Origin of the sequence: Xanthomonas sp. WHRI 10207 (assembly GCF_040202975.1) — a bacterium.
Lineage (GTDB): Bacteria > Pseudomonadota > Gammaproteobacteria > Xanthomonadales > Xanthomonadaceae > Xanthomonas.
Map to the genome: position 1 here is coordinate 1 of NZ_JBEGDX010000010.1, position 24,920 is coordinate 24,920.

Sequence of the window (24,920 nt, forward strand, 5' to 3'; positions counted from 1 at the left end):
ACTCAGTTGACGTGAAATGGTGGCGAAACATACTCGCAGCCCAAGACGTCTTTCAGAACGACGCGGTACTCGCGAGAATTGCTCCGTTCGCTATCGCTAATTGGATCAGCCATATCCACGAAGATCATTGCACCATTGCCCGGTGCAATAATTATCCATTTGCCTGGCGGGTGGAACTCCTCAAGAACAACTCTATCCAACTCCCAAGCGGTGTCGGATGCATTCTGTCGGCTTTGCACTTCAATGCTTCGTCCGTGAACAATGGCTGGGTAATCAGTGCTGTCCAGTGGTATTTTTATATCTTTGTGTGCTTTGTTCGAGAGGTTGAATGAGCCAAATGGATTTTCTTTGTTCCATGCCTTCAGTTTTTGAATGCCTTTGTATTCTATAGATAAGGCGCCTTCGCAACTGGGGCGCGCCAGGGCAGATGAGTGCGCGAGTGGAAATATTAAAAGTGCAAGTAAGATGGTGCTTTTCATCATGGCCCCGGAACAAATTGTGTATGCCGTCCACTGACATCCCATCGATTGTGCGAATCGATAGCTGTTTGTCTGGCTCCAGACTGCAGGAGTTGTTGCATTGCTTGTCTCGCTGAATTCTCACACTCTGAATTAGAGGAGAAGCTTTGTCCTTTCATCGAATCTTCTAGGGCTTGAGCCGCGTTTCTTGCGCCGCCGCCTATCCATCCATTGAAGTCACGGATGTGGTCCAGCTCGGCGCGTCGCGAGTCGCGTTTTTGGTCAAGGCTGTCATATCGCTGTCGGAGAAAAACGATCGGTGTGAAATCGACTTTATATTCATCTAAAGAGAAGCCGCCAGCAGCGCAGGTGCATGCCGACGATATCGACCAATCCAAGGTTGTTCTAGCAAGACTGCTTCCAGTGACTGTTGATACGCCATCGCCAGGAAATGTGCGTGTCTGGAGCCCTGGTGCCAGTGTCGGATTCCATACGATTGGATTTGTTGTCCACTGTAGTAGTCCATACATGTCGAACCACGTCATAGGCGAGCCACTAACATATCCGTAAGTGCTGACTCCAGCCATGAGCCCAACTGGATCACTTTGTGTATAGCGACCTGTAGATGCATCGTAGCCGTCACGGAAGTAGTTCTGATTCAGCCCACTCGCCGCATCAAACCGCTGTCCCGGGAAGCGCATATCCAACACCAGCGATGCTCCATCGCCATCCGGATCCTGATTCGGGGCGGTGTTGCCGAAGGCCTCGCCCTTCAAACTCCACGTCCACACCGCCACGTCGCGGGTGGGGTCGATGACCACGCGCGGGCTGCCCAGGTGATCGGGTTCGATGTAGTGCAGTTTGTTGGCGGTCGCTAATAGACCGACCGGTAGGTCGTCCAGCCAGATCGCCTGTTGCTTGGGCGCGCCGTTGCTGTCGTAGTCGCCGAGCCAATGGCCGGCTTCGTCATAGAGCGTGTAGGTGTTGGTGGTACCGAGGAAGCGGCGCACCTGCTCGCCACGGCCGTTGTAGCGGTAGTTCATGGTCACCGCGCCAGCGCGGCGGGCCTGGGTCATGCGGCCGGTGGTGTCGTAGGTGTATTGGCGGGCGGTGCCGCCGATGGCGGTGGTGTTGCCGGTGGCATCGTAAGTGCGGGCGACGCCAGCGACGGCACTAAGGCGGTGGCTGTCGGTCGGATAGCTATAGATCTGCGTAGCCGTGCCGACCTTGGCGCTGAGACGGTTGCCGGTAGCGTCGTAGCTGTAGCCGTCGATCAGGGTGCCGGTGCTGCCGTCCTTGAGGCCGGTCAGGCGGCCCAGCGTGTCGTAGCCCAGGCCGATCTCTGGCGTGGGATTGCCAGCGGGCGTCAGCGCGGTGAGGTTGCCGGCCGGGTCGAAACCGAAGCCCACCTCCAACCCGCCTGGGCGGGTGTCCTGGATCGCCAGCGGGCGATAGTCCAGATCGTACTGGCGGGCGAGGGTGCGGCCGTTGCCATAGGTCCAGCCGGCGGTCGGACCGAACGGGTAGTAGCTGGCGTTGCCCAGCACCACCTGCCGGCTGCCACCAGCCGGGGTGATGCCGACCTCGGTGGTCTGGCCTTGCGCGTTGCGCACGTAATCGACCACTGCGCCATCGGGATAGGTCATGCGCCGCAGCTGGCCGCCGACGGTGTAGTCGTAGCGCAGCACCAGCGCCTTGCCATTGCTGGTCTGCACCTTGCGCACCAGATCGCCGAAGCGGTTGTAGCAGTACTGAGTAATCGCGCCGCCATCCTGCATTTTGGTCAGGCGACCGATGGAGAAGGTTTCCCCACTGGTGCAGGCCGCCTGCGTCGCATCAAAGGTATAGGCGACATTGAGGCTCGTGGTGGGGTAGGTGACCTTGGTTAGGCGATTGAGCGCGTCGTAGCTGTAAGCAGTGGTGCCGCCGCGCGCGTCGGTCTGGGTGGCGCGGTTGCCGGCGCTGTCGTAGCTGTAGCTGGTGACGCCGGTGTCCGGGCTGGTGAGCTTCACCAGATCGCCGAAGCCGTTGTACTCGTACTTGGTGTCCAGGCCCTTGGGGTCGGTGACCTTGGTCAGGTTGTCCAGCGCGTCGTAGCCGAAGGTGGTGTCGGCCTTGATGCCGGCCACATCCTGCAGCGTGCGCGACAGCCGGTTGAGCGGGTCGTACTCGCTCTGCGTGGCGGTTGCCAGCGCATCGGTGACCTTGGTGGCGTTACCGTTGGCGTCGTACTCGAAGTCGGTCGGATCGCTGGCCGCGGTAGCCTGGGTCTTGAGCTGGCCAAGCTGGTTGTAGACGCGCGAGAGCGTGCGCTTCAACGTGCCTGCCGCATCTTTGGTGTCTTCCTTGATGCGATTGCCGGCATTGTCCAGCGTGTAATGCACGGTGTTGCCCGCATTGTCGGTAATGTCGGTCAGCCGGTGCGCCGCATCGTAGGTAAAAGCAGTGAACGCACCATCGGGCTGGGTGACCTGCTTGACCAGGCCGGTGGGCCAGTAGTCGATGCGGGTAATGCGGTCATCGGCCTCGCTGGACGCGTCGCTTCCGCGCACCTTGGTGGCGGTCAGCCAACCGCGCGGGTGGTAGCTGTAGTCGGTGACGATGCCATTGGTGTCCTTGATGGACAGCGGGCGGCCTGCGCCGTCGTAGGCGAGGTATTCGGTGATACGGCCTAGGGCGTCGGTGACTTTCCATAGGTCGCCTTTGTGGTGTGGGCAGGTCGTTGGTGTTGCTGCGCAGCTCGCATCATCGCTTATGTAATAGCTATAACTGGTGTTGTCGGCAGTATCGGTACGCGGGCCGTCGCTGGACAATAACAGGCCGGGCAAGAGGCAGGTGCCGGCGGCGACAGCGTCGTCTTCGCAGTAGCGGCGTGTGGTGACACGCGCTGTGGTCACCGTATCAGTTTGCGACACTGTCAGCGCCTGGCCTCGATCGTTATATGCCCAAAGTGTCGTAGCTAGGGTAAGTCCCGAAAAATTTTGAACTGACCGCCTGATCGGGAGCTGTAAATTGTGGTCCCAGGTGGTAGACGTCGTGCGTTTGAATTCTCCATTATTACTGGATTCTATTTTCTGGCCTAATAGTCCGTCTTTTGAGTAAATATAACGTGTCTCGGTACCCAAGAAATCTATTGAGGAGTCAGTGAATCCATTTGCATCATACGTGACTTTTTTTCCAGTTGTACAAGTCGTGCAGTTGGCAGTCTGGGATACCAGTTTTTTGACCCCATTAATTAATCTAAAGCTCATCTTCTCCGTCTGGCCCAGCGGGTAGGTGATCTCTGTTGAAGAGTCCTGTTCGCCATCTTTTGTGTATTTGTAGCTAATTAATGCTGTGGCTCCAGAATTTATAGCAGGCGAAAGACTTGATTGGGTTACACGTTTGGTCGCGTAGTCGTAGCGATGCCAGGAATACCAGGCGCCTGACTCGTCAAATATCTTGAATCCGGGATCATAAGTGTCGTTGAACTCGTATTTGATCGACGTCCCGTCTTGATGAACTACTTCGGTCAGGGAGTCTTTGGGGGAATAATATTGAAATTTTATCTTCTCTCCGTCAGGCAGTATGACGTGGCTTATGTGGAGAGAGGGTAGGTAATAAAATGTCAGCTGGCGACCTTGTGAGTCGCTGACTAATATTTTTTTATTTGCAACATCTCTGGAAATTGATACTTTATCACCGTTTGAATAACTAATTTCAATTAAATTCCCAGTGTTGTCATAACGTTCTTTATCTGCCCCTCTTTGCAGTGTCCAGCTCCCGGTTTCATCGGCTATCAGCTTGGCTTGCAGTTGTCCACTCAAGTTATGGACCTGAATCCCGTTGCGGTCAAAGTAAAGCTTTTCACCATCGGGTCGCGTGGCTATTGCGGATATAGAGGGGGAGTTAACGACGGTGTCTATCCTCATTCCATAGTTGAAGTGCCAGGAACTACTGAAATTAGGTTCGGGGGTCCGCGACTGACCTTGATCAAGATAATCGGTGGTTGGCGAATAGATGCGTTCAAGGCGTAGAGGTCCTGAGCCTGAAACGAAGTCAACTTCTTTCCTTATCTGACCACCTGATCCAGGAAAGACAGGGTTATTGATCGGGCATGTGTTGTCCTTGTGGTTAAAGCATCCGATCCAATTTCCCGAGGCATCCAATAGTGCTTCAAAGCCAATGGGACATCTCAGAGTCCTGTCTTTTCTAGCAACAAATGCGATCTGTCCACCCGGAGTGGAGCATTGGCCTTTGCTATCTCTAGAGCTTCCGGAGACAGTGATTAATCTCAGGTCACTAACGAGTTGGCCTTGCTGGTATTGAGGGCTGCCGCTCCAGCAAAGAAAATCTTGTTGAGACGTCTGACCCCAGCCGGTATCGACGGTCGATTCAGCTGGACATCCTGTCCGTTCTGCGTAGTAATTTTCGGACAATGGAACAATATTGGACTCGTTCGTTGTTGAGTCCCCGCCTTCACAGTCAGGGGTGGCGTAGAGTCCTTTGTATACCCCGCCACGTGCTCTACACCATGCTGCATAAGCAGCTACGCTTGCTCCCAGTCGATCACAAAGCATGTACTCCCAGTTATCAGCGTGCGCCGTACAAACCTTTTTGCCGCCTTGGTTTGTGCACTGTGAGTCCTGTGCCTCCGCGTCGACGGAAATCGTTGAGATAAATAATGCGACTAAGGAGAGTGCGAAAAATTTAAAATGCAATACGAATTTCGTCATTTCAAATTCCTTTTTGTGGAAGTTCCGTTTGCTACGCGTTAAGCAACTGTCATTGCTTAAACACGGTAACACGCTTTCCAAAAAAAAGACCGGCGCGAGCGCCGGTCTTTCTGCACTAAGTCGCCATTGCCTAGGCTAAGCAGACAACTCCAACAACAACTTATTCAACCGCCGCACATACGCCGCCGGATCCTTGAGGCTATCGCCCGCCGCTAACGCAGCCTGGTCGAACAACACGCGGCTCAAATCGCCGAAGCGGTCCATGTCTTGTTCCGCATCCAGCTTTTCGATCAGCGGGTGGGCGGGGTTGAACTCGAACACCGGCTTGCTTTCCGGTACGGCCTGGCCGCTGGCTTCCAGCAGTTGACGCATCTGCAGGCCCAGGTCGCCCTGGCCGATGGCGAGGATGGCTGGGGAGTCGGTCAGGCGGTGGGAGACGCGCACTTCGGCCACGTCGTCGCCGAGCGCGGCCTTGATGCGCGAGGCCAGACCTTCCTTGGACTTGGCGACTTCTTCCTGCGCCTTCTTGTCTTCTTCCGAATCCAGCTTGCCCAGGTCCAGGTCGCCGCGTGCGACATCAACGAACGACTTGCCGTCGAATTCGGTGAGGTAGCTCATCAGCCATTCGTCGATGCGGTCGGTGAGCAGCAGCACTTCGATGCCTTTCTTGCGGAAGACTTCCAGGTGCGGGCTGTCCTTGATCTGCGCGTAGCTTTCGCCGGTGAGGTAGTACAGCTTGTCCTGGCCCTCGGTCAAGCGGCTCACATAATCGGCCAGGCCCACGCTCTGCGCGCCGGTGGTGTCATGCGTTGACGAGAAACGCAGCAGGCCAGCGACCTTTTCGCGGTTTGCATAATCCTCGGCCGGGCCTTCCTTCAATGCCTGGCCGAAGTTACGCCAGAAGGTGGCGTAGTCGTCCGGCTTGTCCTTGGCGAGTTTTTCCAGCATGTCCAGCGAGCGCTTGGTCAGCGCGGACTTCATCGAGTCCACCACCGGGCCGGATTGCAGGATTTCGCGCGAGACGTTGAGCGACAGGTCCGACGAATCCACCACGCCCTTGATGAAACGCAGGTAGAGCGGCAGGAACTGCTCGGCCTGGTCCATGATGAAAACGCGTTGCACGTACAGCTTCAGGCCCTTGGCCGAATCGCGGTGATACAGGTCGAACGGGGCGCGGCCGGGCACGAACAGCAGCGAGGTGTATTCCAGCTTGCCTTCGACCTTGTTATGGCTCCACGCCAGCGGGTTGCCCGCATCGTGCGCGAGGTGCTTGTAGAACTCCTGATATTCCTCGTCCTTAATCTCGGACTTGGGGCGCGTCCACAACGCGCTGGCGCGGTTGACCGCTTCCCACTCCGGCTCGGCGGGCGCATCGGCCTGTTCGCCGTGATGCTCCTTGCGCATTTCGATCGGCAGCCCGATGTGGTCGGAATACTTCTTGAGGATGTTGCGCAGGGTCCAGCCGTCGGCGAAAGAATCTTCGCCTTCCTTCAGTTGCAGCACGATACGGGTGCCGCGCTCGGGCTTGTCGATGCTGGCGATTTCGAATTCGCCTTCGCCACGCGAGGACCAATGCACGCCTTCGTTGGCGGGCAGGCCGGCGCGGCGCGAGTACACGTCGACCTGGTCGGCGACGATGAAGGCGCTGTAGAAACCGACGCCGAACTGGCCGATCAGGTTGGCGTCCTTCTTCTGGTCGCCGCTCAGATGCTTGAGGAAGTCGGCGGTGCCGGACTTGGCGATGGTGCCTAGATGCGAGACCGCATCCTCGCGGCTCATGCCGATGCCGTTGTCGTCGATGGTGACGGTGCGCGCGTCCTTGTCGTAGTCGACGCGGATGCGCAGCTCGCTGCCGCCTTCCAGCAGCTCGGGCTTGACCAAGGCTTCGAAGCGCAGCTTGTCGGCGGCGTCGGCAGCGTTGGAAACCAGCTCGCGCAGGAAGATTTCCTTGTTCGAGTACAACGAATGGATCATCAGCTGCAGCAGCTGCTTGACCTCGGTCTGGAAGCCCAGCGTCTGCTTGTCGGTGTCAACGGTCATTGGGGTCGTGCTCCATGGTGGTCCGGGCCGCACTGCGGCCGATGGCCTGGGGGATGAGGCCGTGGGCGGTTTTTTTCAAGGCGTGCCTGCGCGAAGGTGTGGCGCATTGGTGGCCCGGGCGGGCGGGGCGGGCATGCCGGCGGCAGCGGTATCATGGACGGCCATCGCCTGCATTCCGACCCATGCCGCCACTTGCGCCACCTGTGTTACGCCGTCGTCCGCCTGCCACAGGCGCGTTGCGATGAGCCGCCCGGCACGGCCGGCGCCGCGTGGCGCCGAAGGCCAGGTGCGCATCGTGGGCGGGCGCTGGCGCAACACGCGGTTGGCGGTGCCGGACCTGCCGGGCCTGCGCCCCAGCAGCGACCGCGTGCGCGAAACGGTGTTCAACTGGCTGATGCCGCGGCTGCGCGGGGCGCGTGTGCTGGATCTGTTTGCCGGCTCCGGCGCGCTGGGGCTGGAGTCGGTCTCGCGCGGGGCCGCGCATGCCACGCTGATCGAGCGCGACCTCGGCCTGGCGCAGCGGCTGCGCGAGCACGTGACCAAGCTGGAGGCGGCCGATCAGGTGCAGGTGCTGCAGGAAGACGCGCTGCGCTGGCTGGAGCGCGCGCCTGCGGCCCTGGTCGACATCGTCTTCGTCGACCCGCCGTTCGCGGCCGGTCTGTGGCCGAGCGTGTTCGAACGCCTGCCCGCACATCTGGCCGCCGAGGCCTGGCTGTATCTGGAAGCGCCGGCCGACCTGGCGCTGCAGCTGCCGGCCGGTTGGCACCTGCATCGCGAGGGCGGTACCCGGCAGGTGCGCTATGCGCTGTATCGCCGGGCCGCTGCTACACTGAACGGCGATCCGACCCCGGTAGTTTCCGTATGAGCGTGGCCAACAGCCGCACCGCCGTCTATCCCGGTACCTTCGACCCGATCACCAATGGTCATATCGACCTGGTGAACCGTGCCGCGCCGTTGTTCGAGCGCGTGGTGGTGGGCGTGGCGTACAGCCCTTCCAAAGGCCCGGCATTGCCGCTGGAAAAACGCGTCGCGCTGGCACAGGAAGCGCTGGCGGCGCACAAGAATGTAGAAGTGCGCGGCTTCGATACGCTGCTGGCGCACTTTGTGCGCGACATGCATGCCGGTGTGCTGCTGCGCGGCCTGCGTGCGGTGTCCGATTTCGAATACGAATTTCAGATGGCCAGCATGAATCGCCATCTGATCCCGGAAGTGGAAACGCTGTTCCTCACTCCGGCCGAGCAATACAGCTTCATTTCGTCGTCGCTGGTGCGCGAGATCGCGCGGCTGGGCGGCGACGTTTCCGGCTTCGTGCCGGCCTCGGTGGTCGAAGCCTTGCGGCAAGTGCGCGAGTCCCGCGCGCAGGCCTGATCTCATCTGTCGTTCCATCACCACGCTTTTCAAAGGGAGGAGTTTCATGAAACACACCATGCGCGCTCTGGCGCTCGCTTCGATCGCCGCTCTGGCGGTCACCGCCTGCAAGAAAGAAGAGCCGGCGCCGACCGCCGCTGCCGCCCCGGCAGCGCTGAAGGCCCCGGCCAAGGACGACAACGCCGGCTGGAAGAAGTACCTGCAGGAAGTGGTCGGCCAGAACCTGGGCGCCACCACCAACAGCCCGTTCCTGTACTACTTGCCGCCGGAATCCGATGCCGAGTTCGCCGGCAGCTACGAGCGTCAGCTGGAAAGCGTCAAGACCGCGCTGGCGCGTGGCGTGCAGCCGGGCAACATGCTGGCCTTCGGTTCGTCCGCCTCCACCAAGATGGCCGACCTGATCGACGCCGCGTTCAAGGACGTGCAGCCGGATTCGATGAAGGGCGTGCGCGTGCTGTTCATTGGCGACGCCGCCGAGAATGCGCGCGTGCAGACCATCGTCCAGCCCAAGGGCGCGGAATACACCTTCGTTGAAGCCAAGTAATGCCGTATCAGGCCGGATGCGCGGGAGGGCGCACCCGGCCGCGGCGTGGAAACGCACCATGCTGCTGAAGTTGCACTCCCTCGTAGCCGGCCTGTCTGGGCCGGCTTCCGGCAACGCCCCCGGCGTTGTCGTCCGGCTCGCCTGCGCGGTTTGCGCCTGCCTGCTGCAGCGCGCTGCGCCCCGATCTGCGGAGCTGCCATGTCGCTGAAGATCAATGCGCTGTGCGTCAATTGCGACGTCTGCGAACCGGCATGCCCGAATCAGGCGATCTCGATGGGCGAAACCATCTACGTGATCGATCCGGCACGCTGTACCGAATGCGTGGGCCATTTCGACGAAGCGCAATGCGTGGTGGTGTGCCCGGTCGAGTGCATCGACCCGGATCCGGACATTCCGGAAACCCATGATCAATTGCTGGCCAAGCTCATGCAGCTGCAGCGCGATCACCCCGAACTGTACGAACAGGAGCCTCCCGTCCCGTGAGCACTTTCTCCCAACGTTTTTCGACACGCGGCCTGCTGTTGCTGGCCCTGGTACTGGCACCGCCGGCCTGGTCTGCGGATGGCGCCAAGCCTTCCGCCGGCGCGCCCGCTGCAGTCGCAACGCATCCGCCCGGTGCGGCGGTGGCCAGCGGCCATGCATTGGCCACCGATGCCGGGTTGCAGATCCTGCGCGAGGGCGGCAACGCGTTCGATGCGGCCATTGCGGTGTCGTCCACGCTGGCGGTGGTCGAGCCGATCAGCTCGGGCCTGGGCGGCGGTGGCTTCTTTCTGCTGCACGATGCCAAGACCGGCAAGGACGTGATGCTGGACGCGCGCGAATACGCGCCGGAATCGGCCACGCCGGAAAAATTCCTCAATAAGCAGGGCGAACTGGACCGCGACCGCTCGGTCAACGGGCCGTGGTCGGCCGGCATTCCCGGTCTGCCCGCCGCGCTGGTGGAGCTGGCGTCCAAGCACGGCCGGCTGCCGCTCAAGCAATCGCTGGCGCCGGCGATCCGCATCGCCAGCGACGGCTTCCCGGTGTATGCGCGCATGGCCAAGGGCTACGCCTCGCGGCGCGAAGTGATGGAGCGCTATCCCGGGACGCGTGAGGTGTATTTGCGCGGCGGGAAACCCATTGCCGAGGGCGACACCTTCAAGCAACCCGAGTTGGCGCATACCTTGAAGCTGCTCGGCGACAAGGGCTTTGACGGGTTCTACAAGGGCGAGACCGCCAAGAAGCTGATCGCCGGCGTCAAGCAGGCGGGCGGACATTGGAATGCGGCGGAGCTGGCCGGTTACACGGTGAAAGAGCGCACGCCAATCCAGTTCGATTATCGCGGCTGGAAGATCACCACCGCGCCGCCGCCGTCCTCGGGTGGTATTGCCCTGGCAGCGATGCTGCAGATTCTGGAAGGCTGGGACTTGAACAAGCTCGATGAAGTGCATCGCACGCATCTGGTGGTGGAATCGATGCGCCGTGCCTACCGCGACCGCACGTTCTTCCTCGGCGACCCGGACTTTGTCGACGTGCCGCAGCGCGTGCTGACCAGCAAGGATTATGCGCAAGGCCTGCGTGCCACCATCAATCCGGACAAAGCCACGCCCAGCGATCTGTTGTCAGGCAACCCCACGCCGCTGGAAGACGACGAGACCACGCACTTTTCCATCATCGATGGCGAAGGCAATCGCGTTGGCGGCACCCAGACCGTCAACCTGCTGTACGGCTCGGGCCTGATCCCCAAGGGCACCGGCGTGCTGCTCAACGACGAAATGGACGACTTTGCGCTGAAGCCGGGCACGCCGAACGCCTTTGGCGTGATGGGCTACGCGGCCAACGCCCCCAAGCCGGGCAAGCGCATGCTCAGCTCGATGACGCCCACCTTCATGGAATCGGCCGACAAGGCGATCGTGCTGGGTACCCCGGGCGGCAGCCGCATCATCACCATGGTGCTGCTCGGCATCCTGGGTTACGACGCGGGGCTGGATGCGCAGGCGGTCAGTGCGTTGCCGCGCTATCACCATCAGTGGTTGCCGGACGTCATCGATGCCGAAACCGACGCGTTCTCGCCGCAGACCGCCAAGGGCCTGCAGGCGATGGGCCACGCGCTCAAACTGCCCGGCGACACCGCAGAAGGCGGCCGCGGGTCCAGCCATGTGTGGGGCAACCTGCAGACGGTGGAATGGGACAAGCGCAGCAATGTGCTCAGTGGCGGCAGCGACCCGCGTAACCCGGTGGGCAAGGCGGAAGTGCAGTTGGATGCGGCAGCTCGTTGATACAAGGGGGGCAGACGGCAGCGGAAGGTGAGCTCCCGCCAGGCTCTGCACGGCACTGAGGGAGCGAGTGAAGCACCATCTCGTAAGAGTTACCTGACAGCTATGAGGCGTCTTGCAGAGATAGGTGTCGGCTGTGGCGCGATGGTGGCATCGCAGTGGGACGCCACCATCGCATGGCCTAAAAGTCGAAGTGATCTACTGCGCCTCCGTTGAAACAGTTGGCTTCGGCTACGTTTGGGTTATTCCTGTTGGCCGGTTCTTGTGGATAGACATGGCAGGCGCTATACGGAGCTGCGTTGCCTGCAAATCGGATAGTGAAGTGCTGCTGATCATCGCTAGCGCTTGTATGAACGCCTGCGTTTGCCATCACTCTCACCTGGCAGTTGGAGGCTGCTGCAGTGTTACTGCAGGTATCCAGCGTACCGCGCAGGGGCTCCGGGATGTTGTCGTACATGTTAGTGATCCACTGGTTCACGCTCATGTTGGCATTTGCATTCCATTGCATTGTCGCAGAGGCGGTTTGGCTCATTAACAATATCCCCGCAGACAAGCCAATGATCGTGTTGCGCCAGACTTTCCCGCGTTGGTGGGGCGTGTGTGGGCCCACTGAGGAGCGTCCAGAAAGAGAGGATTGAGTGATCGGGCGGTTGCTCATCGGTGATCCTTTGGCAAACAGAGAGTTAATGAACTGCTACACGTGGCCGCGCGTCGGGCAGTGCGATGGGAGGTGCGGCATTGCCGCAACGCCAATCTAGGCGTGTGGCAATCTGAAAAATTGGGGGAGACGACGAGGCTTGCGGTTGTTTCTATTGAAATTCGCGTGGGACGCCGCGCAGTTGTTTTTCCGCTACGCCAACTGGGTGCGAACGCCGACAGACTGCGATGCAGGCAGCAGAAAATTCGGGTGAATCGCGAGGGTGTCAGCGCGCAGTCGCGATTGCTGTCATCCGGCGATGTTGGCGATCCGTGCTTTGGAGCGACGACACGCCGGCGATGTCGGTGCGTCGCAAGATCTGTGCAGCTGCCTGCATCTCGCGTGCTCGCCCGGGCTTGTGGCAGCACCGACATCCGGCCACCATTGGGCGATGAACAATCTCAATCTGCTGATGATCACGGCCGCCGTCCTGCTTTCCCCCACTGCCTGTTCGGCACAGACCGCTACGGAAAAGACCGGCGGTTCGATCCACGTCAATCAACTCGGTTATCTGCCGGGCTCAGCCAAGTTGGCGGTGGTCGGGTTGCCGCAGGGCACGGCGCCGGGGGCGGACCGTTTCACGGTCGAAGATGCGCAGGGCCGCACGGTGCTGAAAGGCACGTTGCAACCGCCAGCGCTGTGGTCGCCGGCCGGGCAGCAGGCGCGGGTGGCGGATTTCTCCAGCGTGCGTGCGCCGGGCACCTACCGGTTGAAGATCGATGGGTTGCCGACCTCGGACGCATTTCCGATCAACGCGCATGCGTATCAGCCCGTGGTCGATGCCTCGCTCAAGGCGTTCTATTTCAACCGCGCCAGCACCGCGCTGCCGGCGCAGTTCGCCGGGCGCTATGCGCGTGCGTCCGGGCATCCGGACACGCAGGTACGCATCCATCCATCGGCCGCATCGGCCACGCGTCCGGCCGACAGCGTGATCAGCGCGCCCAAGGGCTGGTACGACGCCGGCGATTACAACAAGTACATCGTCAACTCCGGTATCAGTACCTACACCTTGCTGGCGGCCTACGAGCACTACCCGGCGCTGTTCAAGGCGCAGGCCCTGACCATCCCCAACGACGCGCCCGGCGTACCCGGCATCCTGCAGGAAACCTGGTGGAATCTGGAATGGATGCTGGCCATGCAAGACCCGGCCGATGGTGGCGTGTACCACAAGCTCACCGACAAGCAGTTCGACGGTCTGGTAATGCCCGATCAGGCCAAACAGCAACGCTACGTGGTGATGAAGGCCACGGCGGCCACGCTGGATTTTGCAGCGGTGATGGCAGCGGCCAGCCGTGTGTATGCGCCGTTTGAAAAGAAGTATCCGGGTGTGTCGGCGCGCATGTTGAAGGCGGCGCGTGATGCCTGGGCGTGGGCGCAGCAGCATCCGGATGTGATCTATCGCCAGCCGGACGACGTGCGGACCGGCGGCTATGACGATGCGCAGGTCGACGACGAATTCGCGTGGGCGGCGGCGGAGTTGTATGTCACCACCCGCGAGGATGGTTTCTACGATGCGATGCTGGCGCGCAATGTGCCGGCCAGCGTGCCGGGCTGGAGCAATGTGGGCGGGCTGGCCTGGATGTCGCTGGCCGCGCATCGCGACACGCTGACCGCGCATGCGGATCGTGCGCGCATCACGGCTGAGATCACCGGTCTGGCGCAGCAGTTGACCGAGCAATGGCAGGCATCGCCGTGGCGCCTGGCCATGACTGACAAGGATTTCGTCTGGGGCAGTAATTCCGCCGTACTCAACCGCGCGATGATGCTATTGCAGGGCTATCGCCTGACCCAACAACGGACGACGCTGGATGCCGCGCAATCGCATCTGGATTACATCCTGGGGCGCAATCCGCTGGGGTTGTCGTTTGTCACCGGGGTAGGCCAGCGCACGCCGATGCATATCCACCATCGCCCCTCGGAGGCCGACGGCATTGACGCGCCGGTGCCGGGCTGGTTGGCCGGCGGCCCGCAGCCGGGCCAGCAGGACGCCAAGGACTGCAAGGTGCCGTATCCGTCCACGTTGCCGGCGCTGTCGTATCTGGATAACACCTGCAGTTACGCGAGCAATGAAGTCGCCATCAACTGGAATGCGCCGCTGGTGTATGTGAGTGCGGCCATCGAGGCCTCGACGCGCTGATGGCTGCCTGAGGTTTCTAGCAAGCTGCACGATCAGGCCGCAGCTCTGTCACTGTATTTAGTGGCTATCTAATGCGTGCGCGCAGTGGGGCTGTCCCTTCTCCCCTCGGGAGAAGGTGGCGCGTAGCGCCGGATGAGGGGCGCCTCAGCAACCTGCCGATGCCTGGCATGACAAACGCGTCGCTACGCGTCGCTACGCGCCGGCAGCGGTGAATCGCCTACGTCCTCGCTGACGTAGCCTCACCCCAACCCCCACTGCGCCCTCCGGCCCGCGCTTGCAGCGCGGGCGCTCCAAAGCGCGCGCGCCAATGGCGCGCAAGCGGTGCCTTCTCGCCCCGAGGGGAGAGGGGCTTCAAGCCGCCGATTCCCTCACCAGCGCTGTTGCAGTGCGATCGGCGATCGTCCAGCGCGCATCAGCTTTTGGATCTGTCCGATGAAGAGACTCACTCCACCCGCGTTCCGAAAATCCGGTCGCCCGCATCACCCAGGCCGGGCAGGATGTAGCCCTTTTCATTGAGGTGGTCGTCGATGGCGGCGGTGTAGACCTCCACGTCCGGGTGCACGGCTTCCAGCGCTTTCAGACCTTCTGGCGCGGCGACCAGGAAGATGCCCTTGATGCGGCGGGCGCCAGCGCGCTTGAGCATGTCGATGGTGGCGATCAAGGTGCCGCCGGTGGCCAGCATGGGGTCAAGGATCAGCGCGTCGCGTTCTTCCAGGCGGCCGGTCAGGCGTTCGAAGTAGGGTACCGGTTGCAGGGTTTCTTCATCGCGTTGCAGGCCGACCACACTGACGCGCGCCGCGGGGATCAGTGCCAGCACGCCTGGCAGCATGCCAAGGCCTGCGCGCAGGATCGGCACCAGGGTGATCTTGGCGCCGGCGATGCGCTGCACATCGACCGGGCCGGCCCAGCCCTGCTGCACGTGCGATTCGGTGTCCAGGTTGGCCGTGGCCTCGTAGGCCAGCAGGGTGCCGAGTTCGGTCACGAGTTCACGAAAGCCCTTGGTGCTCAAGGCGGCATCGCGCAGCAGGCCGATTTTGTGCTGGACGAGAGGGTGGCGGACTTCGACGATTTTCATGGGCAGCGACAGACGGGAGAGGCCCACAGTGTGCCGCAGCCACGCGTGGCGCTGCCACACATCGGGTGTGATCGCGCTTACATATGTCATGTCGGTGAAACGTCGCAGACATAGTGTGTGCACCCATTCTTAACCGATTGGGGAAGCACTCGTGTTGAACAAGACTCCGCTCTGCCTGGCGATCACGCTGACGCTGGCAACCGCCGGCTGGGGCCCGCAGGCACAGGCGGCAGAGGCTGCTGCTGCCTCCGGCGCAGCCAGCGGTGCAGCGGCCATCGATCTGGAGCGGCTGGAAGTGCGCCCGCAGCTGGAAGCGCAGGAGCGCGCAGTCGATCTCAAACGCGCGTCCGATGCGATCCAGGATGCGGTGGCCTCCGATGCGATGGGCCGTTACCCCGACAAGAATGTTGCAGAATCCTTGCAGCGCCTGCCCGGCGTCAGCGTCACCCGCGATCAGGGCGAGGGGCGCTTTGTGGTGATCCGCGGCCTGGATTCGTCGCTCAACAGCGTGACCATCGACGGCATGAGCATGGGTACGCCCGAAGACGGCACGCGCTCGGCGCCGCTGGACGTGATTCCGTCCGATTCCACCGAGCGCTTGAAAGTGGTGAAGTCGCCCACGCCGGACATGCCGGGCGATTCGATCGGCGGCGCGATCCAGGTGGAATCCACCTCCGCGTTCGATCGCGACGGGCGCACGCTGCGCGGTTCGATCGAAGGCAGCCATCAGTCGCTGTCGGGCAAGACCAGCCCCAAGGGCGCGTTCAATTACAGCGACATCTACAACGGCACCTTCGGTGTGGCGGTGGGTGTGAACTATCAGGACCGCGAGTTCGAATCCGACAACACCGAAGTGGCGTACGACGCCTTCGCCGGTGGCGCTGCCGACGACCTGTTTGCTGGCGAAGTGCAGCGCCGTAAGTACTTCATCGAGCGCACCCGCATGGGCGCCAACCTCAATCTGGATTGGCGCCCGGACGCCGACAACCGCTACTACCTGCGCTCGCTGTACAGCCGTTTCGACGATGCCGAAACGCGCCAGCGCACCATCTTTGGCCTGGCCGATGGGCAGGTAAGCGCCAACGGCGATGGCACCTACAACGTGGCCGATCTGCCGGCAGACAGCATTGCCAAGCGCGTGCGCTACCGCACCAAGAAAGAAGACAACACGGCGATCAGCTTCGGCGGCGAAAACCGCCTGAGCAGCGCCACGCTCGATTACAAGGTGGGCTACACCAAGACCACCGAGCGGGTGAACGATGAGATGGAAGCGCGCTTCGACTACGACGGCGACGACCTGTCGGCCACCGTGGATCAGCGCAGTGGTATCCCGCGGCTGGGTTTCTCCGATAACGGATGGCAGAGCAACCAGGACTTCGTGTTCGACCGCTTCGTGCTGGCGCCCAAAACGGTGGACGACAGCGAGCGCAGTGCGCAGGTCAATGTGCGCTTCGACGGCGAACATTCCAGCCTGAAGATGGGTGTGCTCGGTCGCTGGCGCGAACGCGATGTGGACGTCAACGAACAGGAACTGCGGCGTGGCCCGGCGATCGATCTGAGCAGCTGGACAACCGCCGCACCGGAGCACCGTGGCGGCACCTTGGGCGAAAGCATCGGTTCGGACGGCATGCGCCGCTACTGGCGTGCGTCGGGTGGTCTGTACAGCGCACGTCCGCAGGAGGTGGGCGGCAATGTGCAGACCTCTCTGCAGGACGACTACACCGCGAGCGAAGACGTGTTCGCCACGTATGCGATGGGCACCTGGGATATCGGAGCGTTGCGCATGATTGCCGGCGTCCGCGTGGAGAACACCCAGTTCAACGCCACCGGTAACCAGGTGGACGTGGCCGAAAACGGCCGCACCGCCACGGTAACGCCGCGCCAAGCCTCCAGCAGCTACACCAATGTGTTGCCGGGCCTGCACCTGCGTTACGACAGCGGCAACGACTGGGTGTTGCGGTTTGCGGCCAACAAGACCTTGTCGCGCCCGTCGTTCGGCGATGTGTCGCCACGCGTGAGCATCAACCGCGGCGATGAAGAAGTGAGCATCGGTAACCCGGACCTCAACCCGTATCGCTCCACCAATCTGGATCTGTCGTTCGAAAAATACATCGGCAGCACCGGGCTGGTGTCGCTGGGCGTGTTCAACAAGTCGATCGACGATTACATCGTGCAGACCCTCAGCACCACCGATGCCGAATTTCCTGGCCTGCAGGTGACACGCTCGATCAATGGCGACACCGCCAAGGTGCGCGGCGCCGAGTTCAATTGGCAGCAGACGCTGGACTTCCTGCCCGAAGGCTGGAACGGCGTGTTGGTCGGTGCCAGCGCCACCGCCCTGGACAGCGACTTCGACCCGGGCCTGAGCAATCGTGCCGGCGACGACTTCATGCTGCCGCGCTCGTCCAAGCGCATCTACAGCGGCCATCTGGGCTATGAAAAATACGGCTTCAGCGCACGTGTGGCGGCGGTGTATCGCAGCGAATATCTGGACACCATCGGCCAGAGCCGTGCGTACGATATCTATGTCGCCCCGCACACCCAGCTGGATGTCAGCATGAGTTATCAGTTCAACAGCCACGTCAGCCTGTATCTGGAAGCGCAGAACCTGCTGGATGAGCCATTGGAGCTGTACCAGGGCGTGCCCTCGCGCACGCTGCAGAACGAAGAGTACGGCCGCACCTATGCGCTGGGCCTGAAGGTGGCGCTGTGATGCGGACTGGCGTATTGCTGAACTCCACACTGTTTGCGAGCGCGTTGCTGTTGGCAGGCTGCGCGACCAAGCCGGTCGACCGCGAAGCCGACGAAGCGCTGCTCACCGACCCCATGCTCAGCGAGGCGAAGGTGGCGCATGAAGTGGTGCCGGAAGCCTTCATCACCGCATTGACGCCGTCCGACAATCTGGATTCGCCGGCCAGCTGGATCGCGCCCGATGGCCGCCGCTGGGTGATCGCCACGTCCAAGGCCACGCATGCGCTGGTGGTATTCGATGGCGACAGCGGCAAGCGGCTGCGCGTGGTCGGCGGCAAGGGCAAAGCGCTGGGCAAGCTGGATCGGCCCAACGGGATTTCGGTGGTAGATGATCTGGTATTCGTGGTCGAGCGCGACAACCGCCGCGTGCAGGTGTTTTCGCTGCCGGAGTTCAAACCGCTGACCGCGTTCGGTCAGGACGACTTGCGCGAGCCTTACGGATTGTGGGTGCGCAAGCATGACGGCGGCTACGAGGTGGTGGTCAGCGACAACTACATGTCGCCGGCCAACAAGGACCAACCGCCGCCGCTGGCCGAGCTGGGCCAACGCTTCCGTCGTTATCAGTTGAATGCGGTAGGGCAGGGCTTGCAGGCGCGGCTGACGCAGAGTTTTGGCGACACCACCGAGGCCGGTGCGGTACGCATCGCCGAGTCGGTATTCGGCGATGAGGCCAATGCGCGGCTGCTGATTGCCGAAGAAGATGTGGCAGTGGGCACGCAGTTGCGCGAGTACGGCATGGACGGGCGCTATCGCGGGCGCGACGTGGGCGCCGGGCTGTTCAAGGCGCAGGCCGAGGGGTTGACCTTGCTGCAGTGCGCCGATGGCAGCGGCTACTGGATCGCCACCGATCAGTTCAAGGATCGCAGCGTGTTCCAGGTGTTCGATCGCAAGACGCTGGCGCATGTGGGCGCCTTCGCCGGTCGTGTGACCGCCAATACCGATGGCGTGTGGCTGGATCAACGCGGCGATGCGCGCTTTCCCGGCGGCGTGTTCTACGCGCTACACGACGACCAGGCGGTGGCCGCATTCGATTGGCGCGACATCGCACGCACTCTGCGCCTGAAGGACTGCGCACCATGAGTGCCGCGCGTACCGCGTGCTACGCAGCGCTGTCGTTGATGGCGTTTGCTGCTAGCCACGCGCTGGCTGGCGAGCGCAACGCCGAGCCGAATACGCAGGTGCCGGCCGGGTCCACCCATTACGTGGCCGACGGCTTCCCGGACCGCATCGTCGCCACGCCCGCACAGGACGCGGCGACAGGCTTCGCGGTTGCCTGGCGCACCGATGCCAGCGTCGATCAGCCGTGGCTGGAACTGGTGATCGCCGGCGATTCGCCCGACGTCGGCACACCGCGGCGTCTGCGTGCCAGCACCGCCACGCTGACCAGCGAAAATGGCCGCTCGCACCATCATCGCGCCGACGTCGACGGCCTCAAGCCCGACACGCTGTACGCCTACCGCGTGCAGGGCCATGACACCTGGGGCGCGTGGAATCACTTCCGCACCGCGGCCACGGCGCAGACCCCGCTGACGTTGCTGTATTTCGGCGATACCCAGAACAAGAATCTCAGCCTGGTGTCGCGGGTGATCCGCCAGGCCTGGCGTTCGGCGCCGGATGCACGACTGGCGCTGTTTGCCGGCGATCTGGTCAGCGGCAAGGACGGCCAGGACGACAACGAATGGGCGGAATGGTTCGAAGCCGGGCGCTGGTTGCTGGAAGGCACCGCAGTGGCGCCGGCACCGGGCAATCACGAGTACCACGAAGAGGGCGATGAGACCCCGCAGGCCACCCGCACCCTGGGCAGCCATTGGCCGGTGACGTTCGCGTTGCCGCGTAACGGGCCGTCGGCCACTGCGCGTACCAGCTATTGGTTCGACTACCAGGGCGTGCGCATCGCCGTGCTCGACGGCACCTCGGTGCTGGACCTGGGCACCGGGCCGGCGCAGGCGCAATGGCTGGACAAGGTGCTGGCCGACAATCCGCACCCGTGGTCGATCGTGCTGATCCATCAGCCGTTCTTCTCGCCGCGCGCCGATCGCGAGAACGAAAAGCTGGTCGAGCAGGTCTTGCCGGTGATCCGCCGGCACAAGGTGGATCTGGTGCTGCAAGGGCATGACCACACGTACGGCCGGCGCGGCGACCAAGCCGGGCAGGCCACGCCGGTCTTCGTGGTGTCGGTCGCCGGGCCCAAGCAGTACCGGCTCTCGGACATTGCGCGCAAGACCATGCGCCCGGTGGGCGAAGACACCCAGCTGTATCAGGTACTGCGTATCGACAACCAGCAGCTGGTCTATGAATCGCGCACTGCTACCGGGCGGCTGTACGACGCGTTCGAACTGCAACGCGACGCAAGTGGCGGCAAGCGGCTGATCGAACACGAGCAAGGGCGCATCGCACCGCGCGATTGCCCGCGCAACGCCACGCTCAAGGGGCGCGCGGATCGGTGCTGGGAGTGAGTTGAGCAGGCGCGTAAGCGTTAGCGAGCGTGTGCCCCACGGCGGTGACGCCATCCAGAAGATGGCGACGTGTGCACTGGCGCGTAAAGCGCCTGCACCGCGCAGCGGAGCCCTGCATATTCAACTGACCGCGGACTGCTGCGAGGTCGAGCGGCTAACACCACCACCGCGTTCACCGCCAGGCGGGCGCGGTCGGTACTCGATGTGGCCTATACCAAGTGCATAATCTGGATCAGAGCGCTCCATCCGTGCGCATCTGATAACTGCGCGTTGCGTTTTAGAGCAGCTAACAAAACTACTGTGCAGCCGCCAGGCGGGCGCGGCCGGTGCTCGGAATCCTCATGTACCACCCGTACACTCCGGTTCCTCCGCGCCGTCCACACCCACCTGACGACTGCTCGCTACGTTTTGTTAGCTGCTCTTATTGGTCGCTCTAAATATGACAAAACGGCGAAGGTTTCATCGGGCATTCGATGGAATTTATGCGTCGTTTCAAAACTTCGCGGATGCATCGATTCTATAGATGAAAAATGCGATTGATCATCAGGTAATGTGAATTACATCACATCATTAGTGCGACTACGGTTGGCGCAGCTGAGCCGCCAACCGAGTAGCCGATTCGATTCGATGCTGCGGTGACGGCTCTGGCTCCCCCAGCCCACCGAGTCGCCCCCCATGATTCCCCAATTGATTCACCTGACCGCACCCACCAAGCACTTGCTGTGGGAAGAGCGCCGGGTTTGCGATCGTTTGCAGCGTTTGTTGCCCGGATGGACCTGTCACGTCTGGGACGATGTCGATAACTCTGAACTGATGCGACGTGCGTTTCCCGAGTTTGCCCAGCGCTACGAGCGCATCCGTTTTGGCGTGATGAAAGCGGACATCGCGCGCTGTGCGTACATGCATGCGCACGGCGGTTTTTACTTCGACACCGACTACAAACTGCTGCGTCCACTCGGTGCGGAGGTCCTGTCGCAGCAATGCGTGCTGCCCATTGAAGAAGGCGCGCCCGGCAACGACGACTTCAAGATCGGTAACGCCGTCTTCGGCTCCGAAGCGGGGCATCCGTTCTGGGGCGCGTTCATCGAGCACATTTTCAATGTGCATGCGCCGGAAACGCTGGAAGACCACCGCGAGATTCCAATGATCTCCGGCCCGCGCGGGCTCACCCGCTTCTACAACGCGCATGCCGGGCAGTTTGCCGGCATCGTGTTCCCGCCGCGCAACGCCTTCCACCCGGATCGCACCTGGTTCGGGCTTGGCCATCGTGGCGGCCAGATCGCTGTCGGCTCGCACTTGTGCTGGGCGTCGTGGCGCGGCAAATCGCCACACCGTGCCGTGACCAATTATTTGCGCCGCAAGTTGAGCGCTGTGCCGATCTGATTGGTGCGTTTGTTGTTGCGACACGGCCATCGACCTGAGCCAAGGCGGCGCGGGTCGACAGTGTTTAGCCGATTCGCGAAGCACGTTGCTGGCGATTCATGCAAGCGAAAGCTTGCACGCCAGATTGGCTTCGCGTTGCACCTTGCAGTTGTTGTGCGAGGGGCCACGGGCGGGGTGAGAGGCGGGCTTGGCCACAGCCTGGCATCTGCTTGAACGCGGTCGATACCTTGCGCAACGACCGCCGGTGTCGACCAAACTGCCAAATCAAACAGCCCGTCGCAGGTGGTAACTCCAACAGCCAAGCGGGCGATGTATCGGCTGCAACTGCGCAGCCGATACATCGCCCGGCGCGGATCAGGCGGCCTCGGCCTGCACCTGGCGCGGGCCTTCCTTCAATGCGCGTGCGATCAGGCCGACCAGCAGATCCAGTTCGTCTTCGTCCATCGCAAAGTGCGGGGTGAAGCGCAGCGAGTTCTCGCCGCCGTGGATCACATTGACGCCGCGATGGCGCAACCACTCTTCGGTCGAGCCGGCCCCGTAGCACTTGAACTGCGGCGCCAGTTCGCAGGAAAACAGCAGCCCGGTGCCTTGCACCTTGGTGATCAGGCCGCCCAGTTCGGACTGCAGCGCCTGCAGCTTTGCAATCGCCTGTGCGCCGCGGGTGCGGATGTTGTCGCGCACTGCGGGCGTGAACAACGCCAGCGTGGCGCAGGCCACATCGAGCGCGCGCGGGTTGGTGGTCATGGTGTTGCCGTAGGTGCCCTTGCGGTACACCTGCGCGGCGTGCTCGGTCACCGCCAGCACCGACAACGGGTACTGCGCGGCATTGAGCGCCTTGGAATAGGTTTCCAGATCCGGCGGGTCGAGCTGCTCGAAGCCGGGGTAGTCCACCACCGACAGCACGCCGTGCGCGCGCAGGCCGGCCTGGATGGAGTCCACCAGCAGCAGGCTGCCGTGCGAGCGGGTGAGCGCGCGTGCGGCGGCGTAGAAGTCGGCCGGCAGCGCACGCCCCGGGTCGCCTTCGCCCATCACCGGTTCCAGGAACACCGCTTCGATAAACCAGTGGTTGCGCAGCGCCTCGTCGAACGCGCGCTCCAGGGCGGCCACGTCGTAGGGCGCGATCGCAATCACCGAATCTTCGTCGCGGTAGCTGGCCAGATACTTGTTGTAGGTCTTGCGGCTGGAATCCGAATACAGCCCCGGGCGGTCGGTACGGCCATGGAAGCTGCCCTTGACCACCAGGCGTTTGATGGTGGCCCCGGCATGCCGCGCGCCCGGGTCGGTGTGCAGCTTGGCGTTGGTATCGACGATGCGTGCGGCCAGACCCACTGCTTCGGAGCCGGAGTTGAGACACATGAAACGTGCGAACGGGCAGCCGCCGCGGGTGTGACCGATCTCGGCGCGCAGGGCGCGGTCCAGCCGGCGCTGCGCCAGGCTGGGGGTCATCACATTGGCCATCACCTGCGGGCGCGCCATCGCCTCCAGCACCGGCGCGGGGGTGTGGCCGAAGCCCAGCATGCCGTAGCCGCCGGCGTCGTAGAGCACCGCGCCCTTGAGCGTGATCACCCACGGCCCACGCGCAGCCAGCGCCACATAGGGCGTCACCGCATCGTCGGCGTAGAAGTTGATGAAGCCGTCCTGCACGGCGGCGATCTGGTCGCCTTCGTCCAGATCGAGCAGGTCGGCAGCGTCATCGCGCACCTGTGCGTATTCGGCGCCAGCGGCGTCGATGGCGTGGGCCAGATCCGGATGGTTGGCGGCCAGACGCACGATGGCGGCATCGTCCAGGCCATCGGTCAGGCGGCGGCCGGCGTGGGCACGCAGCGGGGCGAGCGGGGCGAGGACGGACATGGCGCATCTCCTGCATTGACGTTGTCCTTCCTATTATCGGCAGACGATCGGCGTTTGGCAGCGTGAATTTGGGCCTGATGTACGGTATTTTCGTCGATTCGCCGAACCGGATGCGCATTGTGAAGATCACCCCGTCCGACGAACGCCTGTTGTCGCTGCTGCGCGAGGACGCGCGTGCGTCCACTGCGCAGATCGCGCGCCGGCTCGGCTTGTCGCGCACCACGGTGCAAAGCCGCATCGAAAAGCTCGAACGCGATGGCGTGATCAGCGGCTACACCGTGCGCACCCACGACGACTACGAACAGGGCCGCATCCGCGCGCACATCCTGATCACCGTGCTGCCCAAGAAGATGCCGGCCGTGGTCAAGGCCTTGCGCGACATCGCCGAGGTGCGCCTGCTGCACTCGGTCAGCGGCGCCTACGACCTGATTGCGCTGGGCGTGGTCGGCGGCGTCAACGAGATGGACGTGCTCACCGACGCGATCGGCGCGATCGATGGGGTGGAGCGCACCACCACCTCGATCATCCTGTCGACCAAGTTCGAGCGGTGAGGGGCGGGGAATGGGGAATCGTGAATCGGGAATCGGGAATCGGGAATCGGGAATCGTAAAAGCGGGCTGGCTTGTGTCGTCCGCGTTCCGGCCTGCGGATCCTGCTCTTATGAATCCCCAATCGGGAATCTCCACTCCCGGCCGCCCAAGCCGAGGCTGTCGATGATGTTGGAGCGGTGAAGGGCGAGGAATCGGGAATCGGGAATCCTGAGAGTCATGATTCGCGAGCTAGCAAGCCCCTCCCCCCCCGGGAGAGGGGTTGGGGTGAGGGCGGGGCGAAGCCCATGTGGCATTTCAACTCCATGAGGCTTCGCTCGTACCCTCATCCGGCGCTGCGCGCCACCTTCTCCCGCCCGGCGGGAGAAGGACAAGCAGTCGAGCTGCCGCTCAAGCCCCTCTCGCCTCGGGAGAGGGGTTGGGGTGAGGGTACGGGGCGAAGCCCATGTGGCATTTCAACTCCATGAGGCTTCGCTCGCACCCTCATCCGGCGCCGCGCGCCACCTTCTCCCGCCCGGTGGGAGAAGGACAAGCAGTCGAGCTGCCGCTCAAGCCCCTCTCCCCTCGGGAGAGGGGTTGGGGTGAGGGTACGGGGCGAAGCCCATGTGGCATTTCAACTCCATGAGGCTTCGCTCGCACCCT

At 62.5% G+C, this 24,920-nt stretch carries 17 protein-coding genes and 1 other RNA gene; 12 read left to right on the forward strand and 6 right to left on the reverse strand.

The window, feature by feature from the left end; genetic code table 11:
* Positions 1-2: 2 nt before the first annotated feature.
* The 3 genes from ABQU90_RS22345 to htpG form a co-directional block, all read right to left on the reverse strand.
* Complete coding sequence (locus tag ABQU90_RS22345) at positions 3-479, reverse strand: hypothetical protein (protein ID WP_323523451.1); 477 nt, start codon at positions 477-479, stop codon at positions 3-5.
* Entirely contained in the window at positions 479-5,173 is a 4,695-nt protein-coding gene (locus ABQU90_RS22350) for an RHS repeat-associated core domain-containing protein (RefSeq protein ID WP_323523450.1), read from the reverse strand. The genes ABQU90_RS22345 and ABQU90_RS22350 overlap by 1 nt, the downstream gene beginning before the upstream one ends.
* Positions 5,174-5,308: 135 nt before the next feature.
* Positions 5,309-7,213 (reverse strand): molecular chaperone HtpG, encoded by a 1,905-nt coding sequence (htpG, locus tag ABQU90_RS22355; protein WP_323523449.1) that lies wholly within the window; start codon positions 7,211-7,213, stop codon positions 5,309-5,311.
* A gap of 241 nt (positions 7,214-7,454) precedes the next feature.
* Here htpG and rsmD point away from each other — a divergent pair, with 241 nt between their 5' ends.
* The 5 genes from rsmD to ggt all read left to right on the forward strand — a co-directional run bounded on the left by rsmD (position 7,455) and on the right by ggt (position 11,383).
* Positions 7,455-8,078, forward strand: a complete 624-nt coding sequence (rsmD, locus tag ABQU90_RS22360) for a 16S rRNA (guanine(966)-N(2))-methyltransferase RsmD (RefSeq protein ID WP_323523448.1) — start codon at positions 7,455-7,457, stop codon at positions 8,076-8,078.
* Positions 8,075-8,581, forward strand: a complete 507-nt coding sequence (gene coaD, locus ABQU90_RS22365) for a pantetheine-phosphate adenylyltransferase (protein WP_055851671.1) — start codon at positions 8,075-8,077, stop codon at positions 8,579-8,581. Before rsmD ends, coaD begins: the two co-directional genes overlap by 4 nt.
* A gap of 46 nt (positions 8,582-8,627) precedes the next feature.
* Positions 8,628-9,125 (forward strand): hypothetical protein, encoded by a 498-nt coding sequence (locus ABQU90_RS22370; RefSeq protein ID WP_055851674.1) that lies wholly within the window; start codon positions 8,628-8,630, stop codon positions 9,123-9,125.
* Between the two features lie 198 nt (positions 9,126-9,323).
* Positions 9,324-9,608 carry a YfhL family 4Fe-4S dicluster ferredoxin gene (locus ABQU90_RS22375; RefSeq protein ID WP_055851675.1) on the forward strand — a complete coding sequence of 95 codons (285 nt, stop codon included), beginning with the start codon at positions 9,324-9,326 and terminating at the stop codon, positions 9,606-9,608.
* On the forward strand, positions 9,605-11,383 hold the full coding sequence (gene ggt, locus ABQU90_RS22380; RefSeq protein WP_323523447.1) for a gamma-glutamyltransferase: 1,779 nt from the start codon (positions 9,605-9,607) through the stop codon (positions 11,381-11,383). The genes ABQU90_RS22375 and ggt overlap by 4 nt, the downstream gene beginning before the upstream one ends.
* Before the next feature lie 178 nt (positions 11,384-11,561).
* On the opposite strand, the gene ABQU90_RS22385 is transcribed toward ggt, so the two are convergent.
* Positions 11,562-12,038: a hypothetical protein gene (locus ABQU90_RS22385; protein ID WP_323523446.1), complete on the reverse strand. Its 477-nt coding sequence runs from the start codon at positions 12,036-12,038 to the stop codon at positions 11,562-11,564.
* 451 nt (positions 12,039-12,489) lie between these two features.
* Between ABQU90_RS22385 and ABQU90_RS22390 the strand changes: the two genes are divergently transcribed.
* Positions 12,490-14,214 (forward strand): glycoside hydrolase family 9 protein, encoded by a 1,725-nt coding sequence (locus tag ABQU90_RS22390; RefSeq protein ID WP_407078800.1) that lies wholly within the window; start codon positions 12,490-12,492, stop codon positions 14,212-14,214.
* A gap of 442 nt (positions 14,215-14,656) precedes the next feature.
* Here ABQU90_RS22390 and upp read toward each other — a convergent pair whose 3' ends face one another.
* Positions 14,657-15,289: a uracil phosphoribosyltransferase gene (gene upp, locus ABQU90_RS22395; protein ID WP_055852279.1), complete on the reverse strand. Its 633-nt coding sequence runs from the start codon at positions 15,287-15,289 to the stop codon at positions 14,657-14,659.
* A gap of 151 nt (positions 15,290-15,440) precedes the next feature.
* Between upp and ABQU90_RS22400 the strand changes: the two genes are divergently transcribed.
* The 5 genes from ABQU90_RS22400 to ABQU90_RS22420 all read left to right on the forward strand — a co-directional run bounded on the left by ABQU90_RS22400 (position 15,441) and on the right by ABQU90_RS22420 (position 21,879).
* Positions 15,441-18,002, forward strand: a complete 2,562-nt coding sequence (locus ABQU90_RS22400) for a TonB-dependent receptor (RefSeq protein WP_323523444.1) — start codon at positions 15,441-15,443, stop codon at positions 18,000-18,002.
* The gene (locus ABQU90_RS22405) at positions 18,002-19,120 is read left to right on the forward strand and encodes a phytase (protein ID WP_349780896.1); all 1,119 of its coding nucleotides are present in this window, start codon (positions 18,002-18,004) and stop codon (positions 19,118-19,120) included. The genes ABQU90_RS22400 and ABQU90_RS22405 overlap by 1 nt, the downstream gene beginning before the upstream one ends.
* The gene (locus tag ABQU90_RS22410) at positions 19,117-20,496 is read left to right on the forward strand and encodes a purple acid phosphatase family protein (RefSeq protein WP_323523442.1); all 1,380 of its coding nucleotides are present in this window, start codon (positions 19,117-19,119) and stop codon (positions 20,494-20,496) included. The genes ABQU90_RS22405 and ABQU90_RS22410 overlap by 4 nt, the downstream gene beginning before the upstream one ends.
* A gap of 341 nt (positions 20,497-20,837) precedes the next feature.
* Positions 20,838-20,913: non-coding RNA, sX9 sRNA (locus tag ABQU90_RS22415), on the forward strand.
* 258 nt (positions 20,914-21,171) lie between these two features.
* On the forward strand, positions 21,172-21,879 hold the full coding sequence (locus tag ABQU90_RS22420; RefSeq protein ID WP_323523441.1) for a glycosyltransferase family 32 protein: 708 nt from the start codon (positions 21,172-21,174) through the stop codon (positions 21,877-21,879).
* A gap of 354 nt (positions 21,880-22,233) precedes the next feature.
* Here the strand turns inward: ABQU90_RS22420 and ABQU90_RS22425 are convergent, their stop codons facing one another.
* Positions 22,234-23,730 carry an aminotransferase class III-fold pyridoxal phosphate-dependent enzyme gene (locus tag ABQU90_RS22425; RefSeq protein ID WP_323523440.1) on the reverse strand — a complete coding sequence of 499 codons (1,497 nt, stop codon included), beginning with the start codon at positions 23,728-23,730 and terminating at the stop codon, positions 22,234-22,236.
* 77 nt (positions 23,731-23,807) lie between these two features.
* On the opposite strand from ABQU90_RS22425, the gene ABQU90_RS22430 reads away from it, so the two are divergent.
* On the forward strand, positions 23,808-24,281 hold the full coding sequence (locus tag ABQU90_RS22430) for an Lrp/AsnC family transcriptional regulator (protein ID WP_386261615.1): 474 nt from the start codon (positions 23,808-23,810) through the stop codon (positions 24,279-24,281).
* Positions 24,282-24,920 lie beyond the last annotated feature (639 nt).